Here is an 18,414-nt window from a genome sequence, read left to right as displayed (position 1 = left end):
CCCCGCGCTTGAACTCAGGGCCGCAGCACCTGGCCACCATCCACCACCAATGTCTGCCCGGTGATCCAGGAGGCGAGCGGCGAGGCCAGGAACAGCACCGCATTGGCGATCTCTTCAGGCGTGCCATAGCGGCCGAAGGGAATTTCGTCGCGCACGTCGGCATAGGTCTCCGGCCGTTCGACGCGGCAGCGATCCCAATAGCCGCCCGGGAAATCGATCGAACCCGGCGCCACGCAATTGACGCGGATCTTCCGGGTGGCGAGGCGCACGGCTTCCGAGGTGGTGAACTGGATGAGGGCTGCCTTGGCAGCGGCATAAGCCGGTTGATGCGGCGAAGGGATCATCGCCGAAATCGAGGAGATGCTGATGACGGCACCGGCTCCGGATTTCGCGAGATGGGGCTCGGCGGCGGCGATACCGCGTACCGCCGACATGACATCGACATTGAAGCAATCGGCCCAGGCATCGTCAGTGGCATCGATGCCGGAGGCATTGCTTACGAAAATGTCGATTCCGCCCAAAGCCGCGGCGGCGTCGCCAATATAGGCGGTAACGGACTCACCGTTCGCGAGATCGCAGGTAGCGGCATGGACTTTGCCACCGAGAGCGGCCAATTCCTTCCGCGTTTCTTCCAGCGTATCGGCGCCCCGGGCACAGATCGACACGGCGGCCCCGGCCTTGGCAAAACCGGTCGCGATGGCACGGCCGATGCCGCGGCTGCCGCCGGTGACGATAACGCGGCTCTTCTTGAAATCGAATGCCATGAAATCTTTCCCCCTAGCGCCGATCCAGCATCTGCTCGATCAGTTCCACAACCTGGTAGCCTTCGTCCAGCGTCGCCAACTCGGTTGGCTTGCCATCCAGCATCTCAGCGAGGGCATCGAGCGGCGCCGAATCCGGCAAAGCCGGGCCGGCATCGCCGGCATAGTCCAACTGCCGCCAATCGACGATGGCGATCTCGCCCTTGCTGCCGGTAACGGCAAAGCGGATATCGTCGTCGCGGTCGCCGCCGATGGCGGCATCGATGGTGAAGGTGATCGGGCCATGGGCGATCTCGGCCTTGAGACTGGTCTCGATCCCCTTGCTGCCGCGGATGATGTCGGCGTTGCGCAGCCGGCCCGGGCCGAACAGACGATTGGCGAGGAAGATGTAATGCGACACGACTTCGCGGGTGAAGCCGCCTTCCTGCGGCTCCGCCAGCCAGTTGCCGGCTGCGGCCTGCCAGGAGCGCGGCCATTGCGCAAAGCGCGCCCGCAATTTGATGGATTGGATCTCGCCCAGATCGCCGCTGGCGATCACGCGCCCCATCCGCACGGCGGCATCACGCGTCGCGAAGTGAAAATTGACCGCTGACTGGATGCGCGCCTCGGCGGCCAGGTCGCGGCAATGGCGGGCCGAGGTGACGCTATGTGCCAGGGGTTTTTCACAAAGGACCGGCTTTCCCGCGGCCACCACCAATCGCATGATGGCTTCGTGCGACTTGGGTGGTGTCGCGATATAGATGGCGTCGATCTCCGGATTCCGGATGACGGCCAGGGCACTGTCCATCAAGGGGAAGGGCACCGAGGGACGCGCCGGATCGAAACCGGCGGCGACGCGGAAGCGCGGATGCGCCGCCAATTGCGCCGCCATTTCCTGGCCCATGACGCCAAGGCCGATCAATCCGACGCGATAGGTCTGCATAGAGGTCTCTTTCAGGCGAGCGAGTAGAACATCCGCAGCGAGGTTGCCAGCAGGAAGAGCGCAAAGAATTTGCGCAGGATGCCGCCGGAGACAGTATGTGCCACCTTGGCGCCCAGCGGGGCAAAAATCAGGCTGCTCGGCACCAGGGCCGCCACCGCCAGCAGGTTGACATAGCCCAGCGACGCCGTCGGCAGGCCGGCCATTCCCCAGCCGGTCACGACAAAGCTGACGGCACCTGGAACGGCGATGATCAGGCCGATGGCGGAAGCCGTGCCGACGGCGCGGCGGATCGGATAGGAGCAGAGGGTGAGGGTGGGCACGGTGAAGCTGCCGCCACCGATCCCCATCATGGCGGAGAACCCGCCGATCGCCATGCAGATGATCTGCCGCAGAGGTGTCCGGGGGAGCGATTTCGAAATGTGATAATCGCTGCGTGCGAAGGCGAGATAGCAGGCGATAATGAGGGCCATGACCGCGAAGATCGCGGTGAGTGTCGCGCCCCGCGCCATGCTGGCAAGGACGGAACCGATCACCACGCCGACCGCAACCCATGGCGCCCATTCCTTCAGCAACGGCCAGTCGACCGCCTTGCGCTTGTTGTGCGCGCGCAGGGAAATGATCGAGGTGGGGATGATCGAGCCCAGCGAGGTGCCGATCGCGATATGCATGCGGAGATCGAGCGGCACGTCGAAGGCGCCGAGAACGTGGAAGAGGGCCGGCACGACAACGATACCGCCGCCGACGCCGAGCAAGCCGGCAAGAAAGCCGGAGAAGCAGCCGGCCAAAGCAAGAATGCCGGCCAGCAGCCAGACCTGATCACTGAACATCATATTTGGAATGTCGCCTAAGCCGGAAGAACGTCGAATTTCTGGAAGCGCAACGAGACACGCTGGCCTTTCTGCAGCATCGCATCCGCGACTTCCGGGGGCAAGGCAACATCGAGCGAAATGGGTGAATCCAGCAATTGCACCTCGACGCGGGGCAAGGCGCTGGCGCGGAAAATCTGCTGCACGATCGCCGGCACGCCGGGCGCTTCCGCGCTGCCCAGGCTGATTTCTTCCGGGCGGACATAGGCGATACCCGCGCCGTCCATCAACGGACGGGCCGCTGGAATCGTGATCGCCGTTCCCGCCACCTTGACGACACCGTCCTGGACCGCGCAGGGAACGCGGTTGGCGCCGCCCAGGAATTCGTAGACGAAGGACGTGCCGGGACGATGATAGACCTCTTCCGGCGTGCCCACCTGCTCGATGCGGCCGCGATTCATCACGACCACCTTGTCGGCCAGCTCGAGGGCTTCCTCCTGGTCATGGGTCACGAAAACGCTGGTCAATTGCATCGTGTCGTGGAGCCGCCGCAGCCAGCGCCGGAGATCCTTGCGCACCTTGGCATCGAGTGCGCCGAAGGGTTCGTCGAGCAACAGGACCGAGGGCTCGATCGCGAGGGCGCGGGCGAGGGCGACACGCTGGCGCTGGCCGCCGGAAAGCTGGCTCGGGAACCGATCGCCGAGATTCTCCAATTGCACCAGATGCAGCAATTCATCGACGCGCCGCCTGATCTCGGTTTTTTCCGGGCGCTGGCCGCGCGGCCGCACATTGAGGCCGAAGGCAACGTTGTCGGCCACACTCATATGCCGGAACAGCGCGTAATGCTGGAACACGAAGCCGACCTGCCGCTCGCGCAACTTCCGCCCGGTCATGTCGAGATCGTTGAACAGGACCTGACCGCTATCCTGCTGCTCCAGCCCGGCGAGGATGCGCAGCAAGGTGGTTTTGCCGGAGCCCGAGGGACCGAGCAAGGCCACGAATTCGCCCTTCTCGATATTGAGATCGACCCCGTCCAGAGCGGCGAAGCTACCGAAACGTTTGGCGATGCCTTGAATTTGCAGGGTCACGAGGACCTCCCTATCGGATGGGGTGGTGCCGCAGAGGGCGATGACTAGATGCCATCGCCCATCAGCATGCCGCCGGAGCGGCCGTCGAGCACATCGGAAAGACTGGTGCGGTCGAGAATGCCTGACGAGGCGTCGCGCACTTGTTTCAGCACATGCCGGATGGCACAGGTCGCCTCGTCCTCGCAATCGCTGCAACGGCGATAGGCGGTAAGGCTGGCGCAAGGCAGTTGCGCCAGCGGCCCGTCAATCAGACGGATGACGTCGCCGAAATAAATACCTTCCGGGGCCTTGGCCAGGGCATAGCCGCCATGCTTGCCCCGGTAGCTCTGCACCAGACCGTGACGCTTCAGCTCCAGCAGGATGAGTTCCAGGAATTTCCGCGGCACGGCCTGCTTCGCCGCGATTTCGGCGATGCCCACGGGTTCGGTGTCGGATCGGTTGTCGCGGGCCTTGGCCAGATAGATCAGCGCCCGCATGGCATATTTGGCTTTTTGGGACAGCATACTCAAATCTCTATAGGGTAACTAGAGAATATGCTTTGTCCCTGAAATGTCAAGTATCTGAGGAGCCGATATCGTGGTGGCATGAAGGGCTCTCAACCCGAGGCCGGGAGATTAGTCGAGCCGGGAAAGCCATGCCAGGAAATTTCACCGCCAAGCGCCCTGACGCATGAACCTCAATTGGTTCGCCGGCCCCGCATGAGGTCGGCGGCGCGTTCGGCGATCATCACCACGGCGGCGTTGATATTGCCGGTGAGCATGTCCGGCATGACCGAGGCATCGATCACGCGCAGCCCCTCGGCCCCGCGCACGCGCAATTCCGGGTCGACCACGGCCATCGGATCGCTGTCGATGCCCATTTTGCAGGTACCGAGCGGGTGATGCACGGTGATCGAGGTCTTGCGGATATGATCGTCGATATCCGCATCGGTATTCTTCTCGCCGCCGGGGAAAAATTCGCGCTCGATGAAAGGCCGCATCGAGGGCTGTGCCGCGACTTCCCGCGCGAGGCGCACGCCGGCGCGCAAGGACGCCCAATCGGCCTCGACCGACATGAATCGCTGCAGGATGCGCGGATGCTCGGCGGGGTCCTGCGAACGCAGGGTCACGCTGCCCCGGCTTTCCGGATGCAGCATCACGATCCGGCAGGCAAAGCCGTCCTTGAAGGGCTGCTTGAAGGGTTTCATGTAAGGCCATGCGCCCAAAGGTGCTGCCGTCAGCAGGAACTGGATGTCCGGCAAGGCAAGGTCGTCGCGGCTTTTGAGAAACGCGGTGATGCCGCCAGGTACGTCCGCCGCGAAACCCTTGCCGAAGAAATAAGCCTTGCCGAGTTCGCGGGCGATGCGGTCATAGCGCATCATCTTGATGAAGGGGCCGGGTTCCTTGCGGTGATACATCAGGATCACCGAGACATGGTCCTGGAGATTGCGCCCGACGCCCGGCAAGCCGATGCGGGTGGGAATATCGAGGCGCTTCAACTCCTCCGGATCACCGATGCCCGAGAGTGTTAGAAGCTGCGGCGAGTTGATGACACCGCCCGCCAGAATTACTTCACGTTCCGCATGTACGACGCGCTTCTTGCCATCCTGGATGAACTCGATACCGACGGCGCGATTGCCATCCATGACGATCTTCGTCGCGAGCGCGCGGACTTCGATCGTGAGTTCGCGGCGCTGACGGGCCGGCTTCAGGTAAGCGGTGGCGCAGCTTGAGCGACGGCCGTTGCGAATGCTCATCTGCAGGCGGCCGAAACCTTCCTGCTGCGCGCCGTTGTAATCCTCGGTCCAGGCATGGCCGACACGTTTGCCGGCCTCGGCAAATCCATCCAGGAGCGGATCCTGATAATGGCAGAACTGGGTGCCCATGGGGCCGTCGCCGCCGCGATAAGCATCGGTGCCCCCCTCCCAGGTCTCCTGCTTGCGGAAATAGGGCAGGGCGTTGTCGAACGACCAGCCGGTCAGGCCCGATGCGGCCCAGCGGTCGAAATCGCCGCGATTGCCGCGCACATAGGCCATGGCATTGGTGGAGGAACAGCCGCCCACCACCTTGCCGCGGGCGCATTCCACGGCGCGGCCGCCAACGCTGGGTTCCGGCTCGCAGAAATACATCCAGTCATGCAGGCGCTTCTGCAGGATCTTGCCCCAGCCGAGCGGAATATGGATCCAGGGATCGCGGTCCCAATCGCCGGCCTCCAGGATCAGGGCGGAGGCGTTGCCGTCCTCGGTCAGGCGGTTGGCCAACACGCAGCCCGCCGAACCCGCGCCGACGATGACGTAATCGTAGGTTTTCTCGCCTTGCATCTTGCCACCGCCCCCAACGGGCCACCCTTGGGCGGCCTTCACCCATCTTGCTGCACAATCCGGTGCCGGCTCAGACCGGCACCGGATTTTTGTCGCGACGCCCTATTTCAGGAAGGCGTCGGTATAGACATCCTTCACCGCGACCGGCGCCTTCAGCAAGCCCTGCTGTTGCAGCGTGTCGAGGGTCGCCTGCCACTTCGCCTCGGTCATGATGCCTAGCCCGCCTGCCTTGGTATCGTCGCTGTTGAAGGTCGAGGCGATGTCGGCCTCGATCTGTTCGACCAGCACGCTTTGCTTCTCGGCATATTCCGGCAAGGCTTTGGCCACGATCGCCGCCGCCGCCGCCGGATCGGCGATCACATCGGCGAAGGCCCGCAGATAGGCCGCCATGAATCGCTTGGCGAGATCGGGGTTCTCCTCGGCGATCTTTTCCGAGGTGAAGACCCCCGAGCCATAGACCTGATAGCCGAAATCGGCGCCGAGCATGATGCTGAGCGAGCCCTTGCCACCGGCCTTGGCTTCCAGTTCCGGCACCTCGGCATCGATATAGCCCGGTACGGCGTCAACCCGCTTGAGCAGCAGATAATTCTCATAGGGCGGCGAGACGGTGCTCTTGGTGACATCCGCCTCGGTCATGCCGTTGGCGGCCAGCAGCGCCTTGAAGAAGACATAGGTCGAGCCGGCGGGATGGATGCCGATATTGAGGCCCTTCAAATCCGCCGGCTTGCTGAGCGGCTTGTGCTTGACCAGCGAGATCATCGCCAGTGGGCTATGCTGGTTCACCGCTGCGATCGCCACGACGGGCAGGCCCTGAGACCGCGATACCGCCAGCGTCGGCAAATCGCCAAAGCCGAATTCGGCATTGCCGTTGGCGACCAGGCGCAGGGCGTCCGGCGTGCCGGTGCCCTTCTGGATCGACGTGACGTTGATGCCGTTCTCTTTGAAGTAGCCCTTTTCCTGGGCAACGAAGAACATCGCGTGATTGCCGCGCACCACCCAGTCGAGCTGAACGGACACGTCGTCTTCCGCCCGGCTCTGCCGTGGGCCGATGACCACCGCCGCCGTTGCGGCGATCAGCAACAGGCCGCCGGAAATCACGTTTCGTAACTTCATGCTCGTCTCCTTGCTCTTCTGGGTTGTTCCTGGGTTGTCAGTGCTGTTGTGCCGGGTCGAAACGCGGCGACCAGGGCGTGATCGCGCGCTCCAGGACCTCGATCGCGTAATAAAAGGCGACGCCGACGACCGAGACGACAATCAGTGCTGCGAATACCAGCGGGGTATCGAGCTGGGTCGAGGCGAACTGGATGGTATAGCCGAGACCGGCGGAGGCACCGGCGAACTCACCGACGATGGCGCCGATCACGCTCAACGTGATGGCGATCTTCATGCCGGCCATGAGGTGAGGGAGGGCGTTTGGAATCCGCACTCGCAGCAGGATGTCGTTGTCTCTGGCACCGACCGAACGCATCAACGAGATGAGGCCGGGTTCGACCGATTGCAGGCCACCGAGCATGCCCAGGGTGACGGGGAAGAAGGCGATGACCACGATCAAGACCACCTTTGGCGCAAGATCGTAGCCGAACCACAGGATGAAAATCGGCGCCAGCGCTACCTTGGGCACGGTCTGGAACAAAACGACGATCGGATAGAGCGCCTGACCAAGCAGTCGGAAGCGCACGATCAGCAGCGCGAGGACGATCCCGCACAAGGTCGCCAGAGCGAAGCCGACCAGTATCTCGTGGGCGGTGATCAGGGTGGCGCCGCCGAGGATGCTCGCATTCTCAACCAGCGAGGCGGCGATGCTGGAGGGCGGCGGCACGACAAAGGCCGAGACATCGAACGCCCAGATGGCGGCCTCCCAGGCGAGCAGCAGCAGGATGCCGAGCGCAAGGCTGGGGAGCGAATTGATGAAGGCGCGTCTTCCAGAGCGATTCATCCTGCCGCTCCTTCTTGCGGCGAATCGGCCCGGCCATGGCTCGCCAGCAGATGCTCGCGCAGGATCGATTCGGTCTCGCGGAAGCGGACGTCGCTGAAACTGCGTTGGTTACGTGGGTAAGGCAGCGGCACGGTAACCTTCTCAATGATGCGCGCCGGCCGCGCGCCCATGACGTGGACATCGCTGCTCAACAATACCGCCTCGTCGATGGAATGGGTGACGAGTACCACGGTCTTGCCGGTGCGTTCCCAGATGTCGAGGAGGAGATAGCTCATTTCCTCGCGGGTGATGGCGTCCAGCGCCCCGAAGGGCTCGTCAAGCAGCAGCAGGTCTGGCGACAGCGTCAAGGCGCGGGCGATCGCCACGCGCTGGCGCATGCCTCCGGAAAGCTGGCGTGGCAGCTTGCTCGCGGCATTCTCCAGGCCGACCAGCCGCAAATTTTCCTGGGCGCGGCTGCGAATTTCCTGGCGGCCCAGTTGCGGTTCCGCCAGCGACAGCAGGAAGCCGGCATTGTCGAGGGCCGTCTTCCAGGGCAGCAGCGTGGCATCCTGCAGCACCATGCCGATCTGACGGCGGCGCGCGGCCTCTGCCGGGGCGTTGCCGCCGATGGTGAGTCGCCCGCCGGTGGGTGCTACCAACCCGGCGATCGCCTTCAAAAGGGTGCTCTTGCCGCAGCCCGACGGCCCGATCAGCGAGACGATAGCCCCCCGCGGAACAGTCAGATTGACATGCTCGACTACATTGGTTCCGATTGGTCCGGCCTGGGCGCCGGGATAACCGATGGAGAGTTCCTCGGCTGCGATCAGGATCTCGGGCCCCGATACACCATTTCGATGGGGGGCATCGGCCGGAACGTCAGGCGCAGCCTGGGGAGCCGAAACCATCATAGCCGTCCGCGCGGCATCGATTTGGCCGCAGCCAGGGTGATCCAGGGGGACATGGTTCGTGGCCTTGCTGTTCATTGGTGCGGCGTCTTGGTGCGCCTGTAGACCAATTCTGTAACATGCGAACCATTAGGCCGCAAGGCACAGCCGGCAGCACTCGCGATCCTATTTTAGGCGCGCGCGTCCCATCGCTGGAATCAGCGCCTGCGCGGCGTATCCGAAGCTACGAAGGTTATTGCTGTGCCGTTCCGGCGGGAAAGGCGTGCTGGAAGATATAGCGCTGCACGTCGCTCAGATGCTGATGCATCAGCTCCTGCGCGCGTTCGCCCTGGCGGGCAGCGATGGCTGCCGCGATCTCGTGATGGAAATCGGCATAGACAGATTGCCGCTTGTAGCAATTGGCATTCTCGCCCAAACGCTGCCATCCGGTATTGCGCTGGCTGGCATGGAGCGTATCGAAGACCGCGAGGAACAGGGAATTGCGGGCGACCTCGGCGATGGTTCGATGGAAGCGGGCATCGGCCTCCTGATAGGCAGCCGTGTCCGCGGCGGCGCGGGTGTCCTCGGCCAAAATCTGCAGGCGATTGATTTCGGCCTGGGAAGCGCGAAATGCTGCCAGGCGCGCCATAACCGGCTCAATCGCGAGGCGCACTTCGATCACTTCCAGCGGATTGGTGTGGTCGAGAATATGATCGATGCCGGCATTGGCGACCCGTTCGGCCAGGGCATCGTGGCTGGCGCGTTCGCCGCCCGCGATCAGGCCGGCCGCGATGAAGGCGCCATTGCCGCCGTTCTTCTGCCGGTTGACGAAAGTACCGCGGCCTTGATGACGCGAAATGTGGCCTTCTTGCTCAAGAATGTCGAGGGCACGCCGCAAGGAGCGCCGGCCGACGCCAAGCTCTTCCGCCAGTGTCCGTTCCGGCGGCATGCGGGTGTCGTCGTCGAAATCGCCCTTGGCGATCAACCGCCGCAGCTTGTTGAGAGTCGGGTCTACGCGCTCCATGCTCAATCCCAGTGATTCGATCCAGTGCCGCTCCCGATTGGGTTGTCGGCAAATGTCTGGTTCGATTCGTGTGTGACCAATAATCGAACAATTACTATCATGAACCGCTCCTTGCGACAATCGCCGCACCAATTTCGCCGGAAGCGGCTGCCCCGTTGACGCTGGCGGGAAGAAATGGTTACGTTACGGCCAACGAATACGCCAATCGAGGCGAACCAATCTGAGATTGGTTCGGCGGGCGATGCCCCCCCGGATCCCGATCTCACGCGAACAGCGGAGGGGTTAACATGGCGGCGCAAGGCAACAAGGCTGGCGGAAATTCGGGCCTACAACTGGATGGCAGCAATCTGCAGGCGGCCCTCGATCAACTGCACGCCGATGTCGCGAAAGCGAACATGGCCGGTTATTGGGTGGTCGATCGCAGCGTGAAGCACGACGAAGACCGTCAGGTCATGGATACCCGCAAGGCGATCCCGTTCTCCTGGAAGTACAAGACCGAGATCGAACCCTTGCTTTACCGCTCGGCCGAACTGATCACGACGGAGAGCTCCGAGCGCCGCTCGCTGGTCCTGGTCAATCCGGGCTTGGCGCCCAAGCGCGCCACCACCACCAACATGTATGTGGCCTACCGCCTCAACGACCCGCGCGAAATCATGCCGCCGCACCGGCATTCACCCAATGCAATTCGCCTCGGTCTCACCGGCAAGCAGAACTTCACCGGCGTCGAGGGCGAGAACATCAGTTTCGGCCCGGGCGATCTGGTGCTGACACCGCACGATACCTGGCACAATCACGGCAACAAGGGCGACGATAACGCGATCAATTTGAGCGTTCTCGATCTGCCGCTCGCCGAAACCATGAACTCGATGTATTTCGAGCACGACTATACCGAGGAAGAAGAGGGCAAGCGGGTCGCGCGCAAGATGCAATCCGAGCGTTTTCCGCCTACTTACTCGCAGATGGTCTATGGCCATGGCGGCTTGATGCCGCGCTTCGTCTCGCATCACCGCGGGGCGGGAGCCGCGTCACCGATGTATGTCTATCGCTACGACATGATGCGCGAGGCGCTTGAGAAATTCCGTGATTGGGATGGCGATCCCTACGAAGCCTTGATGATCGAGTATGTCGATCCCACCAACGGCTTGCCGGTCTTCAAGACCATCACCTTCTTCATGCAGATGCTGCGACCGGGCGAGCGCACTTTGCCCTTGAAACAGAGTGCCAGCCTGGTGGTCTCGCCCTTCGAGGGCCAGGGGCATAGCATCGTCAACGACAAGACCATTGCCTGGGACCGTTTCGACACCGTGGCGGTGCCGGGCGGCAGTTGGTGCCAGCACGTCAATACCTCGGCCAAGGATCCCGCGATCCTCTTCGTCGCCAGCGACGAGCCGGCGCTGAAAGCCCTCGCCTTCTATCAAAAGCATGGCAAAAATCAGAACGGCGACATCGTGAAGCTCGCCTGACGAGCCTGCATTTCAATCATCATATCAGACGGCATTCATGGCACGCGCAAAGAACACGAAACTGTTGGCCAACATCGACTGTCCCGGTGGCGGGCAGGTCTGGGTCGACGGCAATATCCTCTATATCGGCCATATGCGGCAGCCGACGGGCACGACCATCGTCGACATCTCGGATCCCCGGAATCCGAAGACGCTGGCGCGTATCGACATGCCTGTGGGCTGGCATTCGCACAAGGTCCGTGTGTCCAACGGCATCATGATCGTGAATCACGAGCGCCAGGGCATGGAGGGCGATGCCGAATTCGGCGGCGGCCTCGGTATCTATGACGTTTCGAAGCCGGCCAATCCGCGCCTCATTTCGAAATGGCGCACCCATGGCAAGGGCGTGCACCGCTACGATTTCGACGGTCGTTATGCCTATATCTCGCCGACGGCCGAGGGTTATGTCGGCAATATCGCGATGATCCTCGATCTCCACAATCCGGAGAAGCCCGAGGAAGTTGGCCGCTGGTGGATCCCCGGCCAGTGGAAGGCTGGCGGCGAGGATTATCCCTGGGACAATTGGACGCCGCCACGCTGCCATCACCCCATGCGCCGGGGTGATCGCCTCTATGTCAGCTATTGGCATCACGGCTTCTTCATCCTCGACATCGAGGACATGACGAAGCCCAAGCTGATCTCGGCGGTCAATACCTCGCCGACCTTTCCGCATCCCACCCATACCTGCCTGCCGATTCCGGAAACCCTGAAGGGCCGGCGCGTGATGGTGGTGGCGGACGAGGATGTCGCCAAATTGTGGCCGGCGGCCCCGGCCTTCACCTGGATCTACGACATCACCAACGAGCATTGCCCGATTCCGATCTCGACTTTCCAGGTCGAGGGCATCGACAAGGACGGGTCGCCGCAGCCGCCGATGATGGGTTGCCACCAACCCTCGGAGCGTTTCAAGGGAACCACCATTCCCTTTGCCTGGTTCGCCCAGGGCCTGCGTATCCTCGATATCGCCGATCCCTTCGCCCCGCGTGAGATCGCCTTCTACGAACCCGATCCGCCCAAGGGATTCGAATTGTCATCATCCAATGACGTTACCATCGACGATCGCGGCATCTGCTATCTGATTGACCGCCAGCGCGGCGTCGACATCATCGAAACCTCGGTTCTTTGAGCGGGGCGGAGGAAGAAATGAGCGAAGAAATCACCACCATCGGCAAGAAGAATCCGAATTTGCCGTTTCATCCGGCGGTTCGTGCCGGCGATTTCATCTTTGTATCGGGACAAGTTGCCAAGGACGAGAACGGCAACATGTGTGCAGGCAATATCGAGGAAGAGACGCGCTGGACGATTGAATCGATCAAGCGCATTCTCGCACTCGATGGCGCCGATCTCAGCGATGTCGTAAAAGTGACCGTCTATCTCGAAGACGCGCGCAATTTCGGCCGCTACAATCGGGTCTTCGCCGAGTACTTTCCGGAAGGGCGCATTTCGCGCACGACGGTCGAGGCCCGGGCGGTGATCGAATGCAAGATCGAGATGGATGCGGTTGCCTATAAGCCGAAGCGCTGAAGCAAGATTGCGCTGAGGATTTGAGAGAAACAAGAATGCAGGGCGAAGGCTCTGCGTCGACAGGGAGATGGAAGATGTTGCGAGTTCTCGGTCGTGCCACCTCGGGCAATGTGCAGAAGGTTCTGTTCCTGCTGGAAGAGCTGGGCGCTCCCTATCAACGCGAGGATTACGGCCGCCAGTTCAACAATACCCAGGACGCCACCTATCTCGGCCTCAATCCCAATGGCAAGGTGCCGACGCTGATCGATGGCGACACCGTGATCTGGGAATCGAACACGATCCTGCGCTATCTCGCCTCGAAATATAACGGTGCCGCCCTTTATCCCGCCGACCCCGCCGCGCGCAGCGAAGTCGAACGCTGGATGGATTGGCTGCTGGCCTCGCTCAATGGCCCCTATGTCGCGATCTTCAAGGAAGCGAAGAAGCCTGCAGCCGAGCGTGGCGCTAGCTGGGATGCCGATGCCAAGGAATTGAAGGCGCAGCTCGATATCCTTGCTAAGGGCACGGCCGCCCGCCCTTTCCTCGCCGGACAGAATTTCTCGCTCGCTGATATCTGCCTCGCGCCGATCGTGCATCGCTGCCTCGATTTCCCGGTCGATCTGCCGGGCCTCGACGGCCTGCGCGCCTGGCGCGACAAGGTGACCGCGCGGCCGGCCTTCAAGAAGGCCGTCGGCTGATCGTCGCGACACGTGAAAGGCGGCGACAAGACCGCCCATCACAACAGAGCTAGAGACAGGGTAGAGCTGGAACAATATCTGGGGGCGTTATGACCAAGGCAGCCGTCATCGGCTTGGGCACCATGGGACCCGGCATCGCCGCGACCCTGGCGCGTGCCGGTATTGCCGTGACCGCTTTCGATGCGAGCGCCGATCAGCGGGAGAAGGCCCCGCTGGGCTTCGATCTCGCTGGCCGCGTGCTCGAGAGCCTCGGTGTCGCAGTGACCGCCGGCGGCAGCACATGCATCGCCGACAGCCTTGAGGATTGCGTCGCCGGCGCCGATCTCGTCATTGAGAACGTGTCGGAAAAACTGGATGTAAAGCGCGCGGTCTTCACCGCGATCACAGGCTTTGTGGCCGACGATGCCATCATCGCTTCCGACACCTCCGGCATTCCCATTACCGAGATCCAGGCCGGCATGAAAAATCCGGGGCGGATCATCGGCATGCATTGGTCGAACCCGCCCCATATCATCCCGATGATCGAGGTCATCGCCGGCACCGAGACAGCCAAGGCAACGGTCGATTGGATGACCGCCTTCGTGCGCCGCATCGGCCATCTGCCCGTGATCATCAAGAAGGATGTGCCGGGTTTCGTCGAGAACCGCGTGCTCTATTCGGTCATGCGCGAATGCGTCGATCTGGTGGAGCAGGGCGTCATCGATCCCGTCGATCTCGATACCTGCGTCTCCTGGGGCATCGGTTACAAGCTCTCGGTGGTGGGGCCGATGGCGCTCCTCGACATGGCGGGGCTCGACATCTACCGGGCGGTCGGCTCCTATCTCAACAAGGAATTGTGCGACCGCAGCGACGTCGCGGCCTATGTCACCGAACGCGTCGATCGTGGCCGCCTCGGCATGAAATCGGGCGGCGGCATCTTCGACTACACGCCGGAACAGATCGCGGCCCTGCGCGACGAACGCGCCCGCAAGCTGGTGGCGGTCCGCAAGGCATTGGAAGCATGACCAACAAGGAGGGAAGAACGGTCGGCAAAAAAGCTGATCGTTGAGCCAAGCAAGTTTTACCCGCACAATCTGGGGCCAGCAGCGCGGCGTTACCATTCTGGCCGAAAAGAACAAAGTCAGTTGCGACAAGCAGCGACGAACAGAACGACCAAACAGGCACAAATTTACGAAGAGCAGGAGGCTTCGCTATGATTAAGTTTTCGAGACGGCATTCGGCCCGCACGGTACTTGCGGCCGCCATGATGACCAGCGTATTTGCCATTGCCGGCGGTGCCATTGCCGCCGACGTCAAGTCAATCGCCGTGCTGACCCCGGAAGAGCCCACCGATTTCGGCTGGAACCAGCAGGGCTTCGACGCGGCCAAGGCCGTTGCCGAAAAGTATGGCCTGGAATTCATTCCGGCCACCGGTCTCGGTTACGGCGACGTGCATCCGCAATTGCGCGAAGTGGCCGATGAAGGCGCCAGCCTGATCATCGCCCATGCCAGCGGCTACAACACGGCGGCACCGGAAGTCGGCGCCGAGAAGAACGTCGCGGTCGCGATCGTCGACCGCCCGGATGCGAACAAGCCGGGCGCCGTCGCCGATTACACCCTCAGCGGCCATGAAGGTGCCTATCTCGCGGGCGTGCTCGCCGCGAAAACCTCCGAAACCAAGACGGTCGGCATCGTCGTTTCCGGCGAACCGCCCTCATGGAACTCGCAATCGGCGGCCTTCGCGCAGGGCGTCAAGGCCACTGATCCGGCCATGAAGATTCTCTATGCCGTGATCGGCCCGGCCGCTTATGCCGATGTCGCCGGGGGCCGCCGCGTCAGCGAACAGGTGATCGCCGCCGGTGCCGACGTGATCTTCGGCCAGGGCGACGGCGCCAGCTTCGGCATGTTGCAGGCAACCGAGACCAGCAAGTCGACCAGCGGCGGTGAGGTCTGGTTCATCGACGTGATCGGCGACAAGACCTCGATGAAGGATGCGACGAGCCTCCTCTCCTCGGTGGTCTGGAACCTGGTGCCGGTCTATTCGGCCATGGTCGAGGATCTGAAAGGCGATACCTTCGGCACGCATGGCTATTCGATCCAGCTCAAGGACGATTCCGTGCAGCTTCTGAAGACCGCAAACGGTTCGGATGCGGCTTGGGCCGATGTCGAGGCGGTCAAGAAGCAGATCATCGACGGCAGCCTGAAGATCGAGCCGGTCTGGGATGCGAAGGATGTCCGCGCGCTGATGAGCTCGGTCACCGACGCACCGCAGCAGTAAAATCGCCAAAAGCGATCATGTGAACGGGCCACGCCGCGCCGCAAGGCTGGCGTGGCCCATCGCTGAGTAACCAGATGACCGATTTCCCCGTGACGGATGGCGGCGCCTTGGCCCCCGTGGTTGCCGTCAGCAATGTGACCAAGAGATTCCCCGGCGTGCTCGCCAATGACCGCGTCTCGCTGGCCTTCCGCGCGGGCGAAGTGCATGTCCTCCTTGGCGAGAACGGTGCCGGCAAGTCGACTCTGATCGGCATTCTCGCCGGCATGCAGCAGCCGGACGAGGGCGAAATCCTGATCGATGGCCGGGCCGTGAAGATCGGTTCGCCGCGCGAGAGCCTGGAATACGGCATCGGCACCGTGTTCCAGCATGTGTTGCTGGTACCGAGCCTCACGGTGATCGAGAATTTGATGCTGGGTGCCGGCTGGTGGCGCCGCCTCAACCGCGCACCGGCTCTTGCCAGGTTCCAGGAATTATCCGCCTTGCTGGGTGTCGATATCGACCCGGACGCGGTGGTCGGCCGGCTGTCGCTGGGCGAACAGCAGCAGGTCGAGATCATGCGCGCGCTGTGGCGCGGCGAGAAGGTGCTCATTCTCGACGAACCCACCTCGATGCTGACGCCGCAAGGAGTGAAGGATCTGGGCGAGGTGATCCGGCGCCTCCGCGACAAGGGTGTTGCGATCATCCTCATCACCCACAAGCTCCTCGAGGCCTATGAATTCGGCGACCGCATTTCGGTCCTGCGCCTGGGGCGCGTCGTCGGCGATATTCCGCCGGAGCGCCTGGCGGCCATGAGCGAAGCCGAGACCACCGATGCCGTCATCGACATGATGTTCGGCAATGCGGGTGACCACAGCCGCGAGGCCGAGACATTGGTGGGGCGCGACCGGCATTTGCGCAACGTCGATCGCGCTATCGCCCCGCGCCTGACCGCGCACAATCTTGCAACGCTCGCAGGCCGCGGCGAATGTCCGCTGCGCGATGTCAGCTTCGATCTTTGGCCCGGCGAGGTGTTGGGGATCGCGGGGGTCGACGGCAACGGCCAGAAACATCTGGCCGAGGTCCTGGCCGGACAGCGTTCCGTCAGTGCCGGGCGCATCGATCTCGCCGGCCAGGACATAACAGGCGATGGTGTCCCGGAGCGGCGCCGGCACGGCGTCCGCTATGTGACTGATGAGCGCCTCGGCGAGGGAACGGTCGGCATTTTCTCGGTCGCCACCAATCTCGTCCTGAAGGAAATCGGCCGCGAGCCGTATTGGCGGCGCGGCTGGAGCGATTGGGCCGGCATCCACGATCATGCCCGCGATCAGATCGGCCGCAACGACATCCGCACGCCGTCGGAAAAGACGCCGGTCGCCAAATTGTCGGGCGGCAATATCCAGAAGGTGCTGCTGGCGCGCGAGATCAACAGCGATGCCAAGGTGGCGATCTTCAACAAACCTACCTATGGCCTCGATCTTCAAAACACCCGTATCGCCCATGACCGCATCGTGACCAGTGCCGATCAGGGCATGGCGATCGTCGTGATCTCGACCGATCTCGACGAGTTGATCAAGGTCAGTGACCGGATCGGCGTCATGTATCAGGGGCGTCTTGCCGGCATCGTCGAAAACGGACCGGATGTCGAACGAAAGGTTGGCTTGCTGATGACGGGCGTGGAGGCGGCATGAGCGCCGGTTTTGAAACAAGTCCCGCCGAAGCCGATCTGCTGCGGCAGGAAAGGCTGCGCGAGATTCAGGCGGCAATCCTGCGCGTCCTCGTGCCGGTCTTCGCCGCCCTCGTCATGGGTGGCATTATCCTGCTGCTGCTCGGCAAGAACCCGCTCGATTATTATGGCTTCGTCGTCCGTCGCGGCCTCCTCACCTGGGGCGGGTTCCAGGAAACGCTGACGCGCATGGCGCCGCTGTTGCTGATCGGCGCCGGTCTCATTGTTGCCTTTCGGGCCGGCATCTGGAATTTGGGTTCCGATGGCCAATTCCTGCTGGCGGCGGTCATCACCGCGGCACTGGCCCCAGCGTTGATCGGCACCCTGCCGCATCTCCTCACCCTGCTGATCTGCATGGTGGTCTCGGTCATCGTCGCGGCAGCCTGGTCCCTGATCCCGGCCATTCTGAAGGCACGCTACGGCATCAACGAAATCATCACCTCGCTGATGATGAGTTTTCTCGGGGTCAGTTTTGCAAACGTCCTGGTGAAGCTCTTCTTCCGCGATCCCAACACGACCGTGCCGCAGACCCGAGACCTCGCCGTCGCGGATCGCCTGCCGCGTTTGTTCGATACCACCGTCCATAGCGGTGTGGTGATTGCGATCCTCACGGTCATCCTAGTCCACATCATGATGACGCGCACCGCTTTCGGCCTGAAGCTGCAGGTGGTGGGTGCCAATCCCGCCGCCGCCATCCATGCCGGCCTCAAAGTGGGCTGGCTCACCATCGCCACCTTCGCCATCAGTGCCGGCCTCATCGGCCTGGGCGGCTCGGTCGAAATCCTGGGTGTCTGGGGCACGGTGCGGGCGGATTGGAATCCGGCCTTCGGCCTGCTGGTGGTGCCGATCGTGTTCCTGGCGCGGTTCAACGGCTATGCCGTCATCGGCTTCACCCTGTTCTTCTCGGCGCTGATGATCGGCGGCGAGAGTGCCGCGCGCCGCGTGGGTGTCCCCAATGATTTCGTGTTAGTGCTGGTGGCCCTCTTGCTGATCTTCCTCGCTTTGGTCGAATATCTCGATCATCAGCGGCGCAAGCGGGCAGGAGTCTGAGAT

The 18,414-nt window shown here is 62.6% G+C and carries 18 protein-coding genes; 8 read left to right on the top strand and 10 right to left on the bottom strand.

All coding sequences use genetic code 11. The features are described 5' to 3' along the window. Window positions 1-14 precede the first annotated feature (14 nt). The 10 genes from ACE3PR_RS12985 to ACE3PR_RS12940 all read right to left on the bottom strand — a co-directional run bounded on the left by ACE3PR_RS12985 (window position 15) and on the right by ACE3PR_RS12940 (window position 9,699). A complete protein-coding gene (locus ACE3PR_RS12985) occupies window positions 15-764 on the bottom strand; it encodes an SDR family NAD(P)-dependent oxidoreductase (protein ID WP_374372554.1) in 750 nt (249 codons plus the stop codon). A gap of 13 nt (window positions 765-777) precedes the next feature. Continuing rightward, window positions 778-1,683, bottom strand: coding sequence for a Gfo/Idh/MocA family protein (locus tag ACE3PR_RS12980; protein WP_374372552.1), 906 nt, complete (start codon window positions 1,681-1,683; stop codon window positions 778-780). Between the two features lie 11 nt (window positions 1,684-1,694). Beyond that, the gene (locus tag ACE3PR_RS12975; RefSeq protein WP_374372550.1) at window positions 1,695-2,513 is read right to left on the bottom strand and encodes a sulfite exporter TauE/SafE family protein; all 819 of its coding nucleotides are present in this window, start codon (window positions 2,511-2,513) and stop codon (window positions 1,695-1,697) included. Window positions 2,514-2,527: 14 nt separating this feature from the next. Further along, window positions 2,528-3,577, bottom strand: a complete 1,050-nt coding sequence (locus tag ACE3PR_RS12970; RefSeq protein ID WP_374372548.1) for a sulfate/molybdate ABC transporter ATP-binding protein — start codon at window positions 3,575-3,577, stop codon at window positions 2,528-2,530. A 44-nt stretch (window positions 3,578-3,621) separates the two neighbouring features. Beyond that, window positions 3,622-4,080: an Rrf2 family transcriptional regulator gene (locus tag ACE3PR_RS12965; protein ID WP_374372546.1), complete on the bottom strand. Its 459-nt coding sequence runs from the start codon at window positions 4,078-4,080 to the stop codon at window positions 3,622-3,624. A gap of 173 nt (window positions 4,081-4,253) precedes the next feature. Then, a complete protein-coding gene (locus ACE3PR_RS12960; RefSeq protein ID WP_374372543.1) occupies window positions 4,254-5,876 on the bottom strand; it encodes a GMC family oxidoreductase in 1,623 nt (540 codons plus the stop codon). Between the two features lie 102 nt (window positions 5,877-5,978). Then, window positions 5,979-6,989: an ABC transporter substrate-binding protein gene (locus ACE3PR_RS12955; protein WP_374372541.1), complete on the bottom strand. Its 1,011-nt coding sequence runs from the start codon at window positions 6,987-6,989 to the stop codon at window positions 5,979-5,981. Window positions 6,990-7,026: 37 nt separating this feature from the next. Further along, on the bottom strand, window positions 7,027-7,812 hold the full coding sequence (locus ACE3PR_RS12950; protein WP_374372538.1) for an ABC transporter permease: 786 nt from the start codon (window positions 7,810-7,812) through the stop codon (window positions 7,027-7,029). Next, entirely contained in the window at window positions 7,809-8,699 is an 891-nt protein-coding gene (locus ACE3PR_RS12945) for an ABC transporter ATP-binding protein (RefSeq protein ID WP_374372534.1), read from the bottom strand. Before ACE3PR_RS12945 ends, ACE3PR_RS12950 begins: the two co-directional genes overlap by 4 nt. Before the next feature lie 229 nt (window positions 8,700-8,928). Beyond that, window positions 8,929-9,699, bottom strand: a complete 771-nt coding sequence (locus ACE3PR_RS12940) for a FadR/GntR family transcriptional regulator (protein WP_374372531.1) — start codon at window positions 9,697-9,699, stop codon at window positions 8,929-8,931. Between the two features lie 287 nt (window positions 9,700-9,986). Here ACE3PR_RS12940 and ACE3PR_RS12935 point away from each other — a divergent pair, with 287 nt between their 5' ends. From ACE3PR_RS12935 to ACE3PR_RS12900, 8 genes are all read left to right on the top strand, one after another. Next, on the top strand, window positions 9,987-11,162 hold the full coding sequence (locus ACE3PR_RS12935; protein ID WP_374372528.1) for a cupin domain-containing protein: 1,176 nt from the start codon (window positions 9,987-9,989) through the stop codon (window positions 11,160-11,162). Between the two features lie 37 nt (window positions 11,163-11,199). Continuing rightward, window positions 11,200-12,327: an LVIVD repeat-containing protein gene (locus tag ACE3PR_RS12930; RefSeq protein WP_374372525.1), complete on the top strand. Its 1,128-nt coding sequence runs from the start codon at window positions 11,200-11,202 to the stop codon at window positions 12,325-12,327. Window positions 12,328-12,344: 17 nt separating this feature from the next. Further along, the gene (locus ACE3PR_RS12925; RefSeq protein ID WP_374372523.1) at window positions 12,345-12,725 is read left to right on the top strand and encodes a RidA family protein; all 381 of its coding nucleotides are present in this window, start codon (window positions 12,345-12,347) and stop codon (window positions 12,723-12,725) included. A 74-nt stretch (window positions 12,726-12,799) separates the two neighbouring features. Further along, window positions 12,800-13,402 carry a glutathione S-transferase family protein gene (locus ACE3PR_RS12920; RefSeq protein ID WP_374372520.1) on the top strand — a complete coding sequence of 201 codons (603 nt, stop codon included), beginning with the start codon at window positions 12,800-12,802 and terminating at the stop codon, window positions 13,400-13,402. An 89-nt stretch (window positions 13,403-13,491) separates the two neighbouring features. After that, the gene (gene fhmpcd1, locus ACE3PR_RS12915; protein WP_374372517.1) at window positions 13,492-14,406 is read left to right on the top strand and encodes a 5-formyl-3-hydroxy-2-methylpyridine 4-carboxylate 5-dehydrogenase; all 915 of its coding nucleotides are present in this window, start codon (window positions 13,492-13,494) and stop codon (window positions 14,404-14,406) included. 188 nt (window positions 14,407-14,594) lie between these two features. Beyond that, window positions 14,595-15,659 carry a BMP family protein gene (locus ACE3PR_RS12910; RefSeq protein WP_374372515.1) on the top strand — a complete coding sequence of 355 codons (1,065 nt, stop codon included), beginning with the start codon at window positions 14,595-14,597 and terminating at the stop codon, window positions 15,657-15,659. Between the two features lie 74 nt (window positions 15,660-15,733). Then, window positions 15,734-17,326 (top strand): ABC transporter ATP-binding protein, encoded by a 1,593-nt coding sequence (locus ACE3PR_RS12905; protein WP_374372513.1) that lies wholly within the window; start codon window positions 15,734-15,736, stop codon window positions 17,324-17,326. Further along, window positions 17,323-18,411, top strand: coding sequence for an ABC transporter permease (locus ACE3PR_RS12900; RefSeq protein WP_374372510.1), 1,089 nt, complete (start codon window positions 17,323-17,325; stop codon window positions 18,409-18,411). The genes ACE3PR_RS12905 and ACE3PR_RS12900 overlap by 4 nt, the downstream gene beginning before the upstream one ends. The last annotated feature ends 3 nt before the right edge of the window (window positions 18,412-18,414 follow it).

Origin of the sequence: Dongia sp. (assembly GCF_041909655.1) — a bacterium.
Lineage (GTDB): Bacteria > Pseudomonadota > Alphaproteobacteria > Dongiales > Dongiaceae > Dongia.
This window is presented reverse-complemented; position numbering and strand designations above follow the sequence as displayed.

Bases quoted from the DNA above. Each gene is read 5' to 3' on its own strand.
- ACE3PR_RS12960 (WP_374372543.1), bottom strand. From the start codon at position 5,876: ATGCAAGGCGAGAAAACCTACGATTACGTCATCGTCGGCGCGGGTTCG.
- ACE3PR_RS12925 (WP_374372523.1), top strand. From the start codon at position 12,345: ATGAGCGAAGAAATCACCACCATCGGCAAGAAGAATCCGAATTTGCCG.
- ACE3PR_RS12900 (WP_374372510.1), top strand. From the start codon at position 17,323: ATGAGCGCCGGTTTTGAAACAAGTCCCGCCGAAGCCGATCTGCTGCGG.
- ACE3PR_RS12940 (WP_374372531.1), bottom strand. From the start codon at position 9,699: ATGGAGCGCGTAGACCCGACTCTCAACAAGCTGCGGCGGTTGATCGCC.
- ACE3PR_RS12985 (WP_374372554.1), bottom strand. From the start codon at position 764: ATGGCATTCGATTTCAAGAAGAGCCGCGTTATCGTCACCGGCGGCAGC.
- ACE3PR_RS12920 (WP_374372520.1), top strand. From the start codon at position 12,800: ATGTTGCGAGTTCTCGGTCGTGCCACCTCGGGCAATGTGCAGAAGGTT.
- ACE3PR_RS12930 (WP_374372525.1), top strand. From the start codon at position 11,200: ATGGCACGCGCAAAGAACACGAAACTGTTGGCCAACATCGACTGTCCC.
- ACE3PR_RS12955 (WP_374372541.1), bottom strand. From the start codon at position 6,989: ATGAAGTTACGAAACGTGATTTCCGGCGGCCTGTTGCTGATCGCCGCA.
- ACE3PR_RS12945 (WP_374372534.1), bottom strand. From the start codon at position 8,699: ATGATGGTTTCGGCTCCCCAGGCTGCGCCTGACGTTCCGGCCGATGCC.
- ACE3PR_RS12950 (WP_374372538.1), bottom strand. From the start codon at position 7,812: ATGAATCGCTCTGGAAGACGCGCCTTCATCAATTCGCTCCCCAGCCTT.
- ACE3PR_RS12910 (WP_374372515.1), top strand. From the start codon at position 14,595: ATGATTAAGTTTTCGAGACGGCATTCGGCCCGCACGGTACTTGCGGCC.
- ACE3PR_RS12935 (WP_374372528.1), top strand. From the start codon at position 9,987: ATGGCGGCGCAAGGCAACAAGGCTGGCGGAAATTCGGGCCTACAACTG.
- fhmpcd1 (WP_374372517.1), top strand. From the start codon at position 13,492: ATGACCAAGGCAGCCGTCATCGGCTTGGGCACCATGGGACCCGGCATC.
- ACE3PR_RS12905 (WP_374372513.1), top strand. From the start codon at position 15,734: ATGACCGATTTCCCCGTGACGGATGGCGGCGCCTTGGCCCCCGTGGTT.
- ACE3PR_RS12980 (WP_374372552.1), bottom strand. From the start codon at position 1,683: ATGCAGACCTATCGCGTCGGATTGATCGGCCTTGGCGTCATGGGCCAG.
- ACE3PR_RS12975 (WP_374372550.1), bottom strand. From the start codon at position 2,513: ATGATGTTCAGTGATCAGGTCTGGCTGCTGGCCGGCATTCTTGCTTTG.
- ACE3PR_RS12965 (WP_374372546.1), bottom strand. From the start codon at position 4,080: ATGCTGTCCCAAAAAGCCAAATATGCCATGCGGGCGCTGATCTATCTG.